The organism is Frankia sp. CcI49, assembly GCF_001983215.1.
Taxonomy (GTDB): Bacteria; Actinomycetota; Actinomycetes; order Frankiales; family Frankiaceae; genus Parafrankia; species Parafrankia irregularis.
Map to the genome: position 1 here is coordinate 149,406 of NZ_MOWP01000017.1, position 16,321 is coordinate 165,726.

Below are 16,321 nucleotides of genomic sequence, written 5' to 3' on the forward strand. Positions count from 1 at the left end.
GACCGGGCGCGCGCAGCGACGCCAGACGCGCCGAGACGGAGAGACGGAGAGACGGTGTCCGAGCGGCCTGATCACGACCCTGCCTCCGCGCCGGGCTCCGGCCCGCGGTGGGCGGGCCACCACGAGACACAGCCCGCGTACCCCGGCCGGCTCACCGCCCGCTTCATCCGCCGCGGCGCGGCCACCGGCCAGGCGTCGCCACCCGGCCGCCGCGCCGGGCAAGTGGCCGTTGCCCTCGGCGCGCTGGCCCTGGTCACCAGCCTCGCGGTCGTCGGCGGCGTGGTAGGCATCGCGGCCATCGTGGTCGGGATGCGGGCCCGGGCCGAGGCCCGCCGGGGCGGTGCCGGTGGTGGGGCGGGCACCGTAGGGCTCGCGCTCGGCGCGCTCTCGCTGCTGATCGCCTTCACCATCGCCAGCGGCATGTGGGTCTTCTACGAACGGCATGGCGACGACCTGCACCAATATCAGGAATGTCGGCGGGTGGCCCGTTCCGACGCCGAGCTCGAGGACTGCAGCCGCCGCTTCAGTGACGCGGTCCGGACCGACCCGACCTCGAAGGGCTGACCGGCCCGCCGCGACGCCAGCTCCGCGACGCCGGACACCACGACAGCCACCGCCGCGAGCTCCGCCGCCGCCGCCAGACCCACCAGCCACCCGGAGGGCCCGAACCTCGCCGACCCACTGCCCAGCCGGCCCGCGGACAGCTGCGTGACGACCATCAGCAGCAGCCCGCCCACACCCGCGGCCACGAGGGTGGTCCGCAACCGATCACGGTGGGGGGTCCCGACCATCCCGCGCCGCACCGACAGGGCGAGCATCGTCCCCGCGATCAGGGGAACCACCGCCAGCACCAGCCATCCAGGACGCGGCAGCGGGCCGGGCGGCAGCGCGGCGAACACCGGCAGATCCGGGAACAGCCCCGACTGCACCTCGGCGGGCCGCACGAAACCGCCACCGACGGCGAAGCCGGGCCCCAGCGTGTAGGCCAGCGCCCACAGGACGAGATTCGGCAGGATCGCGAGCTGGATGGCCGCGAGGCCCACTCCGCCGACGACTCCCGCGCCGAGCCCGCGATCTGTCGCCGCGATCTCGGGCAGCGTGGCGGCCAGGACCAGCGCCACCCCGAACGCCGCCGCGGCAAGCATCGAGGTGAACGCGGTCAACGCGGCCGTGGCGGGCACCCGCACCGAAGCGGGCAGTGCCCGCCAGGCCGAACGCAGCGCCCCGTAGCCGGACAGCACGCCGATCACCGCTCCCGACAGGCTGAACGCCAGCGCTCCGACCACCACGGTGAAGACGTCCGGCCGCGCCGCCGGTGTGGACACGATCAGCGCGATCACCAGTACGAAGACAGTCTGCGTACCCGCCACGAGGGCCACATCACGGATCACGGCTCTCCAGGGCGGCGGTATCTCGGCCCGGGACAACCGCCCCGTCTGCGCCGGCCCCGCTGGCTGTGTCGGGTGCCCTGGCTGTGCCGGCTCCCCTGGCTGCCCCGACTGTTCCGGCCGGGGACCCCGCGGACGCCTGCCACGAGCCGATGCCGGCAGCCGCTCGACGTTGCCGGCCGCCCGCCGGTGACCCGCCGTCGTCGCGGCGAGCAGCGGTAGCACGGCCAGGCCCACCGGGAGAAAGTCGACCGATCCGGCCGAAAGATGGATCGTGGCGCCATGGGCCAGCAGCCAGAGATCAGCGCCGACCCGGGCGGCATCGTCCGGACCGGCCGCGGAGCTGGTGTCCGTCCCCCACACGACAAGCACGATGAACTGGATGACGACCAGCCCCGCGGCGCTGGTCGCGACGGCGCTCACGACGGGCCGTCCGAGGCGCGCCCAGAGCGCCGTGAGTGGCCCCGGGGCGATCCGTTCGTCGACCACGTGAGCTCCGGCCCGGCCTCCCGGGCTCACCCCGGTGACAGTGCCGGAGTTCTGCACGGGAGTACCCACGCCGGCAGGCTTGCACGGGCGGAGGACCACTTCCGGGACAACACGCCGAGATATCCAAGAACGACCCACGTCGGTAACAGGACACGCAGTAGGCACGCGCCCAACTCGGCAGCTCGGTAAGGTCTTTCTCCCCGCCAGCCCCACCCAGGTGCCCTGAAGCTGACGCCGTGCCCCGAAGCGGACGCCGAGCTCTGAAACCAGACACGGCGCCCTGAAACGGACGCGGTGCCCTGAAACGGACGTCGCGCGTGGACAGGCCCGCGCCGGCCCGGACGTCAGCCGCCCGCGCGGGGGTCAGCCGCCCGGGCGCAGGGCCGCCCCGAACCCCGATCGCCGCGACGCCCACGCGCAGGCGGCCAGCTCGATCGAGGTCCCGACGAGCGCGAGATAGAGACCGGCCCCAGGTACGGCCGGCATCGCCGGCCCGCTACCGGGCCACGGCAGGAGAACACCCGCTTCCGCGACCCGCCCGGGGCCGGGCAGGGCTGGATCGGTGAACGACGGGGCCATCAGCCACCCGGCCAGCACCGCGAGCACAGCCGCACCCGCCACCGCGACGGACACGCCGACGGTCAGCCGAGGCGGGCGCAGCCGCCGCACCACCCCGGGCCACACCACCCGAGACCGCGCCGCCCGGAGCGCCACCAGGCGTGCGGACGACGGCCGGGACGACGGGAACCACCGGACGACGAGCGGCAGGACGACCGCGAACATCAGACCGAGGCCGAGCACGAACACCGCTGCGGCCGCCGGTCCGAGTGACCAGCAGGACGCGGCCGAGCGGTAGGAACTGTCGACCGGGGTGAACCAGGGCAGGAAGCCGGAAACGAGGATCAGGAGCCCACCGGTCAGAATTCCGGCCCTGGCCGAATCCGGGGTGGGCCGATCCCCCGCTGGCGTCGCCACTGGCCTCACCTGACTGTCAGATCCACGTACCGGTGGGCGCCGCCGGATGCGAGCGGCGCCCCACAGGTCGAACTACTGGCCCGCCGGCGGCTGGCCATAGCCCTGCGGCGGCTGCTGGCCATACCCGCCACCGGTCGGCGGCTGGCCGTATCCGGGCTGCTGGCCATAGCCCTGCGGCGGCTGCTGGCCGTAGCCCTGCGGCGGCTGGCCATAGCCCTGCGGCGGCTGCTGGCCATACCCGCCACCGGTCGGCGGCTGGCCGTATCCGGGCTGCTGGCCATAGCCCTGCGGCGGCTGCTGGCCGTAGCCCTGCGGGGGCTGGCCATAGCCCTGCGGCGGCTGCTGGCCATACGGCTGGCCGTACGGCGGCTGGCCCTGACCCGGCCAGTTGGTCGGCGGTGCCGGAGGGCTGCCCGCGACGCCGGTGCCCGCCCGCAGGTTCAGCACGTTGAACACCGTCTGGGCGATGGCCGCGATGAGCGCGAGGAAAAGACCGAACGAGGCGCCGCCGTCGATGCCGCTCGGGATGTCCGGGTAGGCAAGCCAGCGGATGAGGATCAACAGTATCGACAGCCCCGAAGCACCCGCCAGGATGATCGGAAGCGGCAGCGGCAGCGATGGCAGCCGGACGTTCCCGAAGGTCAGCGCCGCGGTGAGACCGGCGACCGCGAGCAGCAGGAGGATGGCCAGCCAGCCCCAGAAATAGCCGCCGAGATCCGTGCTCCACCCGTTGGCGCTATTGGAATACGAGGCCCCGTAGTAGGTGCTCTTGATGGAGAACCAGGGCACGAAACTGAAGATGAACGCTACGGCGCCGGCGCCGATGACCCCGACGTCGTTGGTCGCAACACTACGACCACCGATCTGTACCACGACTGAAATCCCCACTTCGTCTGGTCGGTCGGTCAGGTGGGCCGACCATCATCCCACGGCCCATCCTGACCACAGCAGGAGTCTCGCAGCAAGACCGCGAGACGGAAAGCGTTCGCGTTCGTTCGCGTCCGCGCCCCGCCCCCGGCGACCGGAAACTCCTTCGACCGCCCAGACGCGGGGGTCTCCCTCGTGGTGGAAGAAGACCCCCCGCGAACAGTGCTACAACGACCGCATGATGTCAGCCATCAGCCGCGCGGTTTCGCTCGGGGTCTTGCCGACGCGCACGCCGGCCTTCTCCAGAGCTTCCTTCTTCGCCTGCGCGGTGCCTGAGGAGCCGGAGACGATGGCCCCGGCGTGACCCATGGTCTTGCCCTCCGGCGCGGTGAAACCGGCGACGTAGCCGACCACGGGCTTCGTCACGTGCGCCTCGATGTGCGCCGCGGCGCGCTCCTCGGCGTCGCCACCGATCTCGCCGATCATGACGATCGCGTCGGTGCCGGGGTCCGCCTGGAACGCGTCGAGCGCGTCAATGTGTGTCGTACCGATGACAGGGTCACCACCGATACCGACGCAGGTGCTGAAACCGAACTCACGCAGCTCGTACATCATCTGGTAAGTCAGCGTGCCGCTCTTACTGACAAGACCGATCCGCCCACCAGGAGTGATGTCGGYGGGGATGATGCCGGCGTTCGAGACGCCGGGGCTGGCGATTCCCGGGCAGTTCGGCCCAATGATCCGGGTCGTGCCCTTTGACTTCGAGTACGCGAAGAACTCGGTGGTGTCGTGAACCGGGACACCCTCGGTGATCACCACGGCCAGCGGGATCGCTGCGTCAACAGCCTCGATCGCTGCGTCCTTGGTGAACTTCGGCGGAACGAAGATCACGGATACGTTCGCGCCGGTCTCGGCCATGGCGTCTGCCACGGAACCGAAGACCGGTACGCCCTCGACCTGCTGGCCCACCTTGCGCGCGTTCACACCGGCGACGACCTTCGCGCCCGATGCCAGCATCCGCCGGGTGTGCTTGCTGCCCTCGCCGCCGGTGATGCCCTGCACCACGATGCGGCTGTTCTCGTCGAGCCAGATAGCCATCGGTTGTGTCCTCCGACCCAGGTCAGGCCGCGGCCGCGGCGAGCTCGGCGGCGAGCTTCGCCGCGCCGTCCATCGTGTCCACCGGCTTGACCACCGAGAGGTTGGCCTCCTTCAGAATCCGGCGGCCCTCCTCGGCGTTGTTGCCGTCGAGGCGCACGACCAGCGGGGTCGTGACGTTCCCGACGATGTCGAGCGCCTGGATGATGCCGTTGGCGACGGCGTCGCAGGCGGTGATCCCACCGAAGATGTTGACGAAGACGCTCTTGACGGACGGGTCGCCCAGGATGATCGACAGGCCGTTCGCCATGACCTCGGCGGAGGCGCCACCACCGATGTCGAGGAAGTTCGCCGGCTTCTGGCCGCCGAACTCCTCACCGGCGTAGGTCACGACGTCCAGCGTCGACATGACGAGGCCGGCACCGTTGCCGATGATCCCGACCTGGCCTTCGAGCTTGACGTAGTTGAGGCCCTTCTCCTTGGCCTTCTGCTCCAGCGGGTCGACCGCGGCGACGTCGACGAGCTCGGCGTTCTCCGGGTGCCGGAAGTCCGCGTTCTCGTCCAGGGTGACCTTGCCGTCGAGCGCGACGACGTTGCCTTCACCGGTGAGGATCAGCGGGTTGACCTCGACCAGGGTGGCGTCGGACTTGACGAACACCTCCCACAGCTTTGCCAGCAGCGTGCTCGCGCCGTCGAGCGCGGCCTCGGGCAGCTTGGCCGCGACCGCGATCTCGCGGGCCTTCGCGGCGTCGACGCCGGTCAGCGGGTCGATGTGGATCCGGGCCAGGGCGGCCGGGTTGGTCGCCGCGACCTCCTCGATCTCCATGCCGCCCTCGCGGGAGGCCATGGCCAGGAAGGTGCGGTTGGCACGGTCGAGGAGGAAGGAGGCGTAGTACTCCTCCGCGATGTTGCTCGCCTGCTCGACGAGGACGGAGTGGACCGTGTGGCCCTTGATGTCCATCCCCAGGATGGCCGACGCCTTCTCGTAGGCGTCGTCCGGGCCGTCGGCGACCTTCACACCGCCGGCCTTGCCGCGACCGCCGGCCTTGACCTGAGCCTTGACGACCACCTTGCCGCCGAGCTCGGTCGCGATCTCACGCGCTTGTTGAGGGGTTGTGGCAACCTTCCCGGTTGGTACCGGTACGCCATGTTCGGCGAAAAGCTTCTTCGCCTGGTATTCGAAGAGATCCACGGTCCGTCCAGTCGGATGCGGTCGGTCAGGGGATGCACAGAACGCCTGCGAGCCTACTGACGAGGCCCCTCCGACGCTCGACCCTCGACCGTGACCCTGAGTTGATCCCGGTCACCTCCGGACCGACGCCGGGCCACGACCGACCCCGTTGCGCTACGCGGTCACCACTGCGGACGACGGCGCTTTCGTGGCGGTGGTCGGACGCGCAGAACCGCCGTCAGGCAGGCATGATCCTGCGCTATTCGAGCCCGCGGCGGCAGCCGACACCGGCAACCGAAGGGGCGCCACGCAGCAGTGCGCCTCGTGGCGGACAGTGACCGCCCTTGGACGTGCGCGAAGCGCTGATGGTCTCACACCCCCGAGGCGGACTCAGGTATGTCCGATCTCACACAACTAAACCGAGCGCTGATCAGCCTACGGACGAGACGAACGCCACCAGCGCGCTCGTGGCTTCTCAGAAAATCGCCCGAACCAGAGCGCCGACCACCGCGGTGGCGGCGATACCGAGGCAGCCCAGGCCGATGCCCACCGTCGCCGCGAGAGATCCCCGCTGGCGCCGGCGGCGAAGCTGCCATCGGGCGACGAGGCCCAGCACCACCGCGGCGACACTGCCCACCCCGAAGATCCACAGAATGCCCAGCGCGAGGGAGAGCAACGCGCAGAGGTTCCACTGCTCAAGCAGCCCTGCCAGCATCAGCCGCACTCCGGCAGGACGCGCGGCCGCAGCCCCCGGGGACGCACCAGCGGTCGGGGACGCACCAGCGGTCGGGTAGCCGGCCCCGGGCGGCGCCGGGGGACGCGATTCCGGGGGAAATGCCCCCGTGCCCCTCGCCGCGGGCCACGACCGTGGATCCGGTGGTGCTCCCGGAGGCATCGGGTCAGCGGGGCGAAAGGTGGGATCGGCCGACCCCCGGGAGCCAGGCGCACCGGGACGAGCCGCTTCCCAGCGCTCGCGCGTGCCGTCGGCGCCCGAGCCAGCCCAGGCCGGCGGCGCGGCCAGGGGACTGGACGGCTGCGGCTTCCGTGGCACCGGCTGCACCGGCTGCACCGGCGGTACGGGCTGCGCCGGCTGTATGGGCTGCACGGGCTGCCCCGGATGGCCTGGCGGGACCGGCCGGGACGGGCTGCCCGGCACGCTCGGACCTCGCCGGGCCACCCCCGGGCCGGACGTCGCGCGGAAGGCCGACGCCGGCGGCGGCGGACCGAACGGGCCGGGCCCCTGCGGCGACGATCCCGCCGGCGAGCCACCGGTCACCGGGCGTTCCGCCCGACGATGCTCGCTCCCCGGCCGCGGTGGCGTCGGCGCCTCCGGGATGCCGAATGCCGGGGACGGGCCGGTCCAGGTCTGCTCCAGGATCGATCCGGCCGCCCGGTCGGCCTCGGCCACGCCGCGGACCTCGTGCCCGACGAGTGCGGCGAGCAGGCTCGCTGGAACAGGCCTGTCCCGCGCCTCCTTGGACAGCGCCCGGGCGACCAGCTCGCGGAGGTACCCCGGCAGTCCGTCGATGTCGGGATCGTCGCGCTGGACGCGCTGCGCCAGCAGGTCGGGGGCGTCGGCGTGGAAGGGATGGCGCCCCGTCGCCGCGTAGGTCACGCAGCTTGCCCAGGCGAAGACGTCCGCGGATGTTCCGGCCGACTCACCGCGCATCTGCTCGGGCGCCATCCAGGCCAGGGTGCCGATGACATGGCCGCTCCTGGTCAGGGTGGCACTGTCGGTGAGCTGGGCGATACCGAAGTCGATGACCTTGGGGCCGTCCCAGGCGAGCAGGATGTTCGAGGGCTTCAGGTCCCGGTGGACGACGCCCGCCGCGTGGATCGCCACCAGCGCGTCGGCGAGGCCGACCGCGAGGCCACGGACCAGATGGGGTTCCAGCCGGCCGCGCCGACGGACCGCGTCGGCCAGGTTCACGCCTTCGACGTACTCCGTCACCATCCACGGCTGGGACGCGGTCGTGTCCGCGTCGAGGACGCTGGCCACGGCGCCGCCGCGGACCCGCAGCGCGGCCCGCACCTCCCGCTCGAAGCGGGAGCGGAACTCCTCGTCCTCTGACAGCTCGGCGGCCGCGACCTTCACGGCGACCGGTTCGGAAGCGGGCGTGAAACCCAGGTAGACAGTCCCCATGCCGCCGGCGCCGATCCGGTTGTGAAGCCGATACCGACCGACTTGCCGCGGGTCTTCCTCCGTCAGCGGTGTGAGCATGACTCCCCTCTACCTGGCCCTGTATCCGGCCGTTGTCCGGCCCGCGCGATGTGACCGCTCCAGGAGCAGAGCAGACCAGACTATTCCGAACCATATGACGCTCGACGACGCGGTCCGCGACTAGCAGCGACAATCTCGTCCGCCCAGCGCCGAGGATCCAGAAGGCTCGCTGAGAGGCTCACTCCGGACGGCCCAGCACGGCCCCGAGGCAGCACGGGTGTGGGCGAGAGCGATCCCACACGTCAGCGCGCCGCCGGCCCCCGCGCCGGTGAAGATCTGTGGCTATGGCGCGACGCGAGACGACCACGCCGCCCCGGGACTGGCGGCATGACCTGCTGGCCGAGGTGGTCCGCCAGCCGGGTGGCCCGGCGGCGCCCAACCGCCTGGGCTGGCCGGACTACGACGGCCGCCCGGCAATGTGGTGGGGCGCCGGCCCCGTCGAGGGTGTACCGGCCGTGGTCGCGGTCTGGGACTTCACCATCCACGGCGGCAGCTTCGGCGAGGCGGACGCGACCGCGTTCACCGCGGCGGTGAACGCGGCCATCGCGGCCCGCCGGCCGCTCGTGTCGCTCGTGCGAAGTGGCGGAACCCGGCTGCAGGAAGGCGTCGCCGGCCTGGTCGGCCTGGCCCGGGTGTCCATCGCGCTCGGCCAGCTGGCCGCGGCGGGTCTCGGGCACATCGCCGTCTCCGACCAGCCCACCACCGGCGGCATGTGGGTGACCGTCGGCTCCCAGGCCGATCTGCGCTGCGCGGTCCTCGGCGCGACCGTTGGCTTCTCCGGGCCCAGAGTCGTGGCGGCCGTGACCGGCACGCTTCCGCCCAGCGACAGCCACACGGCACTGGCCGCCGCGGCCGCCGGCCTGGTGGACGCCGCCGTGGAGCCGTCGGCCGTGGCCAGCTGGCTCGGCCACGCACTGCGCGCAGTCGCACCACCCGATCGGGCTCCCGGCGGCCAGGCTCCCGCCGATCAGACATCCACCAGCCAGACGTCCACCGATCTGACACCCACCGATCTGACATCCACTGATCGGGCACCCGCCGGCCGGGCACCGCTCGCGGGTGAGGCACCGGGCCCGCGCCGGAGCGGCTGGGAGCAGGTGCTGGCGGCCAGGGAGGGGCCGCGCCGACCCGCCGGAGTGATCCTGGCCGACCTGCTGGCGGCCGGCGTCGACCTGGTTGGGCCGGACCGGACGGTGCGGGCCCGGATCGGCCTGCTGCCCACGGGGCTCGCGGCCGTGGGAGTGGCGGTGGCCGCGCAGCGCGGTGGTGCGCCAGGGCCGGACGGCTACCGCCTGCTCTCGAGGGCGGCCGGTCTCGCGGGCAGGCTCAGCCTGCCGTTGCTGACCCTGGTTGACACCCCGGGTGCGGCCTGCGGACCGGCCGCCGAGGCCGCGGGAATCGCGCCCCAGATCGGCGCGGCCATGGCGGCGGTGCTCACCTGTCCCTCCCCGACCATCTCGATCATCGTCGGTGAGGGCGGCTCCGGCGGGGCGCTCGCGGCGGCCTGTGCCGATGTCGTCCTGGTTTCGCCGGACGGGTACCTGACCGCATTGGCGCCCGAAGGTGCGGCCACGACCCTGCGCATCAACCTCGCGGCAGCGGCGGACAGCGCGGGGCTGCGGCCCGACGACCTGCTCGCCCTGGGTTTCGCCGATGCCGTCCTGGAGCGCTGTGACGCTGACCTGCCCGGGCTGGCACTACGGGTCGCAGATCTTCTGCACGACCTCACTCTTCGTGACTCGGATGTCCGTCTTGCGGCAAGGCGTGACAAATGGTCGACAGGCTTGGTTGGCTTTCAGTAACGTCGTTTGCCCAACCTGCCACGAGGACAGGTCCTCACGAAGGGGACGGTCATCGACACCCGACTGTTCACCCGACTCGGGGCCACACAGTTCGACGGTGTGAAGGGCCTCATGGTCGAGGCGGCCTGTATCGCGACACACGCAGCCCTCTACCCGGCTGCCGTGGTCGGGCGGCGCCGCGACGACGGCCCCACCGACCGCTATCGCCTGGCGGACCTGACCCCGCTCCAACGCGGCCTGATCGTCGGCGATCCGGCGACTGCCGGGACGCCCGTCCTGCTCGTCCACGGCCTGGTGGACAACCGGTCGGTGTTCGCGCGCCTTGAGCGTTCCCTGCGCCGCCGCGGATTCACCACCGTGACCTCGGTGGACGTGCCGTTGTTCGCGACCAGCGTCGAGGCCGCAGCCGTTGCGCTCGCGGCCGCGGTCGAGCAGGCCGTCCGGCGGCACGGCCACCCGGACGTGAACATCGTCGCCCATTCGCTCGGTGGCCTGGTGGCGCGCTACTACGTCCAGCGACTCGGCGGGGACGAGTACGTGCGCACTCTGATCACGCTGGCGTCGCCCCACAACGGCACCCGGCTCGCCAGCCGCCTGCCGAGGGCGGTCGCCTACCGGGTGCTGGCCCAGCTGCGGCCGGGGTCCGCCCTGTTGCAGGAGCTCGCCGAACCGGCCCCGGGCCTGCGCACCAGGTTCGTCGCCGTCGCCGGCGGCCTGGACACGGTGGTGCGACCGGACGAGGCCAGGCTCGACCACCCCGACCTGCACACCGAGAACGTCCTGGTGGACGGCGTCGGGCACCACGGTCTTCCGTTCTGCGGCGCGGTGGCGCAGTTGACCAGCCGTCTGCTCACCCCGGCTCAGCCGGCAGCACCAGCCGTACCGGCACCGGCGGCACCCGTAGCGGGAGCGCCGCAGGCAACGGCGGCGACAGGTCTGGCGACGGACCAGCCCGAAAGTGCCACATCTTTACGGCTAGTTGGAACTATCTGCCAGAAAGAGACGGTGTAACCTCCTCATCGGTTTAAGGGCCCTCCCACCCGGCTGGTTCGTCTGACGGGTGCCTTGTGACCAGGGGAGTGCGTGTTGACACGACCGCCGTTCCCGAGATCCGAGCACGGAACGCACCCACGTCGGAGCGCCTCAGTCGCCGACGAGTGGGACGAGTCCGTACCCGGAAGATCGGGTTTCGTCTCCGTACAGCTGCGACGTACGGGCGCCGCCACCGCGGTCGTCTCGACCATCGGCCTCGTGCTCATCAATGCCACCGGCATCGCGCATTCCGAGACCACGGCCCAGCACCAGCCGGGACGGACCGGCAGCACGCTGGCGGCGTCCGCGAGCGGAGCATCGGCGGGCCAGTCCGGCACCGTGCAGGTCGTGTCCACGGCGGGCGCGGATGATCTGAGCGGGCCGATCGACACCGAGGTGTCCGACGACCAACGCCGGATGGCCGAGCTGCTCGAGGCGAAGGACCTGGTCGCCACCCGGGTGGCAGCCGTCGCACTGGCCCAGCGCGACGCCGCGGCCGCCGCGGAGGCGGAACGGGTGGCGGCGGCACGTTGGGTTCGCCCGATCGAGGCCCGCGTCACCCAGGGATTCGGCGGCTCGAACCACCACATCGGCGTGGATTTCGGCGCTCCCCACGGAACGACCATCCACGCGGCACACCGCGGGACGATCATTTACGCGGGCTGGGAGACCGGCTACGGAAACTTCGTGCAGATCATGCACGAGAACAACGTGGTGACCAGCTACGGCCACATGTCACGCATCGACGTCCGGGTCGGCCAGGAGGTCGACACCGGCGAGCAGATCGGCCTGGAGGGGAACACCGGCAAATCCACCGGCCCGCATCTGCACTTCGAGGTCCGCCTCAACGGGCAGTACGGGACGAAGGTCGACCCCCTCGCCTGGCTCGCGGGCCACGGGGTCACGTACTGAGCCGTGCCCCCGACCCCGCTGCCGCCCGCGCTGGGCGCGGCAGCACGGGGGCCGGGGCCGCGTGGCCGGAGGCCTCGGCTCAGAGCTTCTCCACCGGCGCGTACCGCAGCAGGAGATCCTTCGTCCCGGTGTCGGAGCCAAAGTCGATCTTGGCCTGGCGGGAGTCACCGACCCCGCTCGTCGCGACGACGACCCCGAGGCCGAACGTGTCGTGGGTGACCCGGTCGCCGGGATTCAGGTCGATGATCGGGCGCGCGGCCGGCCGGGAGCTTTTCGCCCCGAACGGGGAGTTCACCGGCCTCGCACCGGCGCCACCGAAGCCGCCTGCCCCGCTCGAGCCCGCGCCCGAGCCGGCGAAGCGCCCGCTGTTGGTGGTCGGAGCCGGCTCGGGCAGCCGGCGCCATTCGACGAGCGCATCCGGAACCTCGCCGAGGAACCGGGAGGGCGGGTTGTAGGCCGGCTGCCCCCAGGCGCTGCGGACCTGGGCCCGGGTGAGGTACAGCCGTGCCCTGGCCCGGGTGACGCCCACATACGCCAGCCGCCGTTCCTCCTCCAGCTCGGTCGGATCCCCGAGCGTGCGCAGGTGTGGGAAGACGCCGTCCTCCAGCCCGGTGAGGAACACGACCGGGAACTCCAGGCCCTTCGCGCTGTGCAGCGTCATCAGCGTGACGACGCCGTCGGAGCCGTCGTCGTCGGGGATCTGGTCCGCGTCCGCGACGAGCGAGACCTGCTCCAGGAACTCGGCCAGGCTGCCGTCGGGACGCCGTTCGGTGAACTCCTGGACCACCCCGACGAGCTCCCGCAGGTTCTCGACCCGCCCCTGGGCCTCGATGGTGTCCTCCGCGACGAGCTCGGAGAGATAGCCCGTCCGCTCCAGCACCGCCTCGATCACGGCCAGTGGGCCGCTCGGCAGCAGGTCACGCAGATCGCCCAGCAGCGCCACGAAGTCCCGGACCGACCGGGCCGATCTGGTCGCCACCCCGGGCACCTCGTCCACCCGGGCGAGCGCGTCGGCGAACGGGATGCGCTCGCGCTCCGCGAAGGCCGAGATCATCGCCTCGGCGCGGTCACCGATCCCGCGGCGCGGAACGTTGAGGATCCGCCGCAGGTTCACCGTGTCCGTCGGGTTCGCCAGCACCCGCAGGTAGGCGAGCAGGTCACGGATCTCGCGGCGCTCGTAGAACCGGACGCCGCCGACCACCCGGTACGGCAGCCCGACCCGGATGAAGATCTCCTCGAACACTCGGCTCTGGGCGTTCGTCCGGTAGAAGACCGCCACATCGGCCGGCCGGGCGAGCTTGTCGTCGCTGAGCCGGTCGATCTCCTCCGCGACGAAGGCTGCCTCGTCATGCTCGTTGTCGGCGACGAAGCCGACGATCCGCTCCCCGTCACCGGCATCCGACCACAGGCGCTTCGCCTTGCGCTGGGCGTTGCGCGCGATCACCGCGTTCGCCGCGGAGAGGATCGTCTGGGTGGACCGGTAGTTCTGCTCCAGCAGGATGACGGCCGCGTTCGGGTAGTCCTGCTCGAACTCGACGATGTTGCGGATGTTCGCCCCGCGGAAGGCGTAGATCGACTGGTCGGCGTCCCCGACCACGCACAGCTCCGCCGGCGGCAGGGCGCCGGAGGCGGGGACCGGACCGCCACCGCCGTGCTCCGCTCCCGCCAGCCCGGCAGCGTCCTCGCCGCCCGTGCCGTGCTGGCCCACCGCCGCCGGCTCGGCCCCCGCCCCCGTGCTCCCGGCCGGACCAGGGCGGCCGACCAGCTCGCGGACGAGGACGTACTGGGCGTGGTTGGTGTCCTGGTATTCGTCGACAAGCACGTGGCGGAACCGCCGCCGGTAGTGCTCGGCGACGTCGGGGAACGCCTGGAGCAGGTTGACCGTCATCATGATCAGATCGTCGAAGTCCAGCGCGTTCGCCTGTGCGAGCCGCTGCTGGTAGGAGCCGTACACCTCGGCGACGGTTCGCTCGATGTGGCTCGCGGCCCGGTCCCGGGCGGTCTCCCAGTCGACGAGCTCGTTCTTCAGAGCACTGATCGCCACCGCGAGCGCCTTGGCGGTGTGGCGCTTGGGGTCGAGGTCGAGATCGCGGGTGACCAACGTGAGCAGGCGCTGGGCATCCGCCGCGTCGTAGATGGAGAAGGAGGAGGCGAACCCGAGCCGCGCCGCCTCCGAACGGAGAATGCGCACGCAGGCCGAGTGGAACGTGCTCACCCACATCGCTCTGGCCCGCCCGCCGACGAGCGCCTCGACGCGCTCCTTCATCTCCCCCGCGGCCTTGTTCGTGAACGTGATCGCGAGGATCTCGCCCGGCCGCACTCCACGCGCCGCGAGCAGATAGGCGATGCGGTGGGTCAGCACCCGGGTCTTGCCCGAGCCCGCACCGGCGACGACGAGCAACGGCGCGCCCGCGTGCACCACCGCCGCGTGCTGCTGCGGGTTGAGCCCCTCCAGCAGTTCGCCCGGGTCGAGCCGAGGCGGCCTGGGGCGACCCGCCCCGGCCTCGAGCACCGCCGGGCCGAAGCCGCCCGACGCCCGACCGCCGCCGGCGGCCCCGCCGCGCGCCGCACCGCCGGCCGCCGCGCCCTCCCGCGAGCCCGCGCCGCCAAGGGGTGCCAGACCGTCGACCAGCGATTCAGGGCCAAAGGTGTCGTCGAAAAGAGTGCTCATCAGACCTCGATCGTACGTTCGACGGACGAACCGCCCGACGCGGTGGCCAGCTCAACCACAGCGCCATGATGCCGGGCGGGTCCGACACTTCCATGCCCGGCCCGCGGGTCGGCGTTCGGGTCCGGACGCTTTCACCCGGACGCTTTCACCCGGACGCGGTCACCCAGGCGCGGTCACCCAGGCGCGTTCGTCCGAGCGCCCGCGGACGCGCCGGCCGCGAGCGCGGCCACCCTGGTGTCCACCGCGGGGTCGAGATTGCCGCCGGAGAGCACGACCGCCGTGACACCGCCCGCGAGTTCGGGCATCCGCAGCAGGGCCGCGACACCGGCGGCTCCCGCTGGCTCCACCCGGTGGCCCGACCGCCGCAGCGCGACCATCGCCTCCCAGAACGCGTCCTCGTCGACCGTGACGACGTCGTCCACCAGCCGTTCGGCGAGTGCCAGGGTAAGCCGGCCGGGCGCGCCGACCGCCATGCCGTCGGCCACTGTTCCCGTGGCTGCCCCGGCCTGGCCGGCATCGGTGCCGGAGCCCGCGCCGGTACCGGCAGCGCCCGGTGGGACGACCAGACGGCGGCCGGTGTGAAAGGACGACGCGAACGCCGGCGCGGCGGCCGCCTGGACGCCGATCACGCGGACGTCCGGCCGCAGGCCCCTGAGCACCACAGCCAGACCACTCAGCAGACCCCCACCACCGACCCCGACGATCACTGTCGAGAGCTCCGGCACCTGCTCCAGGAGCTCCAGCCCGATCGTTGCCTGGCCCGCGATGACAGCCACGTCGTCGAACGGGTGGACCAGCAGGCCACCGCTGGCGGCGGCGTAGGCGTCGGCGGCTCGCAGCGCGGCGTCGACGCCCCCCGGTACGTGCTCGACGCGGGCGCCCAGCGCGCGGGTACGCGCGACCTTGGCCGGGTTCGCACCTTCGGGCACGAAGATGGTCGCGGCGACGCCGAAACGAGCCGCCGCGAAGGCGACGCCCTGGGCGTGGTTGCCGGCGCTCGCCGCGACGACTCCCCGCGCGCGTGCCCGCGGCCCCGCGGTCGCGATCCGGTTGAACGCGCCCCGCAGCTTGAAGGAACCGGTGTGCTGCTCGTGCTCGCACTTGAGCCAGACCGGCGCACCGACATGCCCGGTCAGACTCCCGGCCGCCGGCACGACCCGGGTACGGCGCGCCACACCGCCCAGCCGCCCGGCGGCCGCGGTGACCTCGGCGAGATCGACCGGCAGGCCGGAAACGCCAGAGCGGACAGGAGCGCCGGACAGGCCGAAGCTGCCAGCCAGCCCAGCGGTACCAGCCAGCCCAGCGGTACCGGCCAGCCCAGCGGCGCCGGCCAGCCCCGAGCTGCCTGCCAGGCCAGCCGGGCGCAGCCCGGCCACGTCACAACCGCGGGCTCGGGGAGCGGTACGCCCACCGGACGGGCGGCGGGCGGGCAGCGTGCCTCGGGCGCGTTCCGGTGCCGGCACGGCTGACTGCGGACTGATCCGGGCGAGGGCCCCCGCTGCCCCGCCCTGGCGTTCTCCGGCGCCGTCGGCGTCGGTCGGGTCGTCCGCGCGGGACGACCCGGCGCCATCAGCCGGCGGCCTTCTTACGGATGGTGATGTCATCGACACTCTCCTGGCGGCTCGGCGGCCACCTCACCCCTGCGTGCGGCCGCGGCAAACAAAAAAGGCCCCCCGCCGATGGGCGGAAGGGCTTGGC

General features: G+C 72.3%; 12 protein-coding genes. 4 read left to right on the top strand and 8 right to left on the bottom strand.

The window, feature by feature from the left end; all coding sequences use genetic code 11:
- The first annotated feature begins 54 nt into the window (after positions 1 to 54).
- A complete protein-coding gene (locus tag CcI49_RS15985; RefSeq protein ID WP_076827522.1) occupies positions 55 to 564 on the top strand; it encodes a hypothetical protein in 510 nt (169 codons plus the stop codon).
- On the opposite strand, the gene CcI49_RS15990 is transcribed toward CcI49_RS15985, so the two are convergent.
- From CcI49_RS15990 to CcI49_RS16015, 6 genes are all read right to left on the bottom strand, one after another.
- Positions 465 to 1,877, bottom strand: coding sequence for a DUF6350 family protein (locus CcI49_RS15990; RefSeq protein ID WP_076827524.1), 1,413 nt, complete (start codon positions 1,875 to 1,877; stop codon positions 465 to 467). The genes CcI49_RS15985 and CcI49_RS15990 overlap by 100 nt on opposite strands.
- 363 nt (positions 1,878 to 2,240) lie before the next feature.
- Complete coding sequence (locus tag CcI49_RS15995) at positions 2,241 to 2,852, bottom strand: hypothetical protein (RefSeq protein WP_054570472.1); 612 nt, start codon at positions 2,850 to 2,852, stop codon at positions 2,241 to 2,243.
- Between the two features lie 72 nt (positions 2,853 to 2,924).
- Positions 2,925 to 3,725: a hypothetical protein gene (locus CcI49_RS16000; protein ID WP_054570471.1), complete on the bottom strand. Its 801-nt coding sequence runs from the start codon at positions 3,723 to 3,725 to the stop codon at positions 2,925 to 2,927.
- A 219-nt stretch (positions 3,726 to 3,944) separates the two neighbouring features.
- Complete coding sequence (gene sucD / locus CcI49_RS16005; RefSeq protein WP_076827526.1) at positions 3,945 to 4,817, bottom strand: succinate--CoA ligase subunit alpha; 873 nt, start codon at positions 4,815 to 4,817, stop codon at positions 3,945 to 3,947.
- 22 nt (positions 4,818 to 4,839) lie between these two features.
- The gene (gene sucC, locus CcI49_RS16010; RefSeq protein ID WP_054570470.1) at positions 4,840 to 6,006 is read right to left on the bottom strand and encodes an ADP-forming succinate--CoA ligase subunit beta; all 1,167 of its coding nucleotides are present in this window, start codon (positions 6,004 to 6,006) and stop codon (positions 4,840 to 4,842) included.
- A 454-nt stretch (positions 6,007 to 6,460) separates the two neighbouring features.
- Positions 6,461 to 8,206 carry a protein kinase gene (locus CcI49_RS16015; RefSeq protein WP_076827528.1) on the bottom strand — a complete coding sequence of 582 codons (1,746 nt, stop codon included), beginning with the start codon at positions 8,204 to 8,206 and terminating at the stop codon, positions 6,461 to 6,463.
- A 284-nt stretch (positions 8,207 to 8,490) separates the two neighbouring features.
- Between CcI49_RS16015 and CcI49_RS16020 the strand changes: the two genes are divergently transcribed.
- The 3 genes from CcI49_RS16020 (at position 8,491) to CcI49_RS16030 (ending at position 11,952) form a co-directional block, all read left to right on the top strand.
- Positions 8,491 to 10,008, top strand: coding sequence for a carboxyl transferase domain-containing protein (locus CcI49_RS16020; RefSeq protein WP_076827530.1), 1,518 nt, complete (start codon positions 8,491 to 8,493; stop codon positions 10,006 to 10,008).
- Positions 10,009 to 10,014: 6 nt separating this feature from the next.
- Positions 10,015 to 11,019 (top strand): alpha/beta fold hydrolase, encoded by a 1,005-nt coding sequence (locus tag CcI49_RS16025; protein ID WP_076827532.1) that lies wholly within the window; start codon positions 10,015 to 10,017, stop codon positions 11,017 to 11,019.
- Between the two features lie 72 nt (positions 11,020 to 11,091).
- Positions 11,092 to 11,952 (top strand): M23 family metallopeptidase, encoded by an 861-nt coding sequence (locus CcI49_RS16030; protein ID WP_241840094.1) that lies wholly within the window; start codon positions 11,092 to 11,094, stop codon positions 11,950 to 11,952.
- A gap of 79 nt (positions 11,953 to 12,031) precedes the next feature.
- On the opposite strand, the gene pcrA is transcribed toward CcI49_RS16030, so the two are convergent.
- Together pcrA and CcI49_RS16040 are read right to left on the bottom strand one after the other, a co-directional pair.
- A complete protein-coding gene (pcrA, locus tag CcI49_RS16035; protein ID WP_054570466.1) occupies positions 12,032 to 14,623 on the bottom strand; it encodes a DNA helicase PcrA in 2,592 nt (863 codons plus the stop codon).
- A gap of 173 nt (positions 14,624 to 14,796) precedes the next feature.
- Positions 14,797 to 16,227: a pyridoxal-phosphate dependent enzyme gene (locus CcI49_RS16040; protein ID WP_076827534.1), complete on the bottom strand. Its 1,431-nt coding sequence runs from the start codon at positions 16,225 to 16,227 to the stop codon at positions 14,797 to 14,799.
- Between the last annotated feature and the right edge of the window lie 94 nt (positions 16,228 to 16,321).

Bases quoted from the DNA above. Each gene is read 5' to 3' on its own strand.
- CcI49_RS16015 (WP_076827528.1), bottom strand. From the start codon at position 8,206: ATGCTCACACCGCTGACGGAGGAAGACCCGCGGCAAGTCGGTCGGTAT.
- CcI49_RS16020 (WP_076827530.1), top strand. From the start codon at position 8,491: ATGGCGCGACGCGAGACGACCACGCCGCCCCGGGACTGGCGGCATGAC.
- pcrA (WP_054570466.1), bottom strand. From the start codon at position 14,623: ATGAGCACTCTTTTCGACGACACCTTTGGCCCTGAATCGCTGGTCGAC.
- CcI49_RS16040 (WP_076827534.1), bottom strand. From the start codon at position 16,227: ATGACATCACCATCCGTAAGAAGGCCGCCGGCTGATGGCGCCGGGTCG.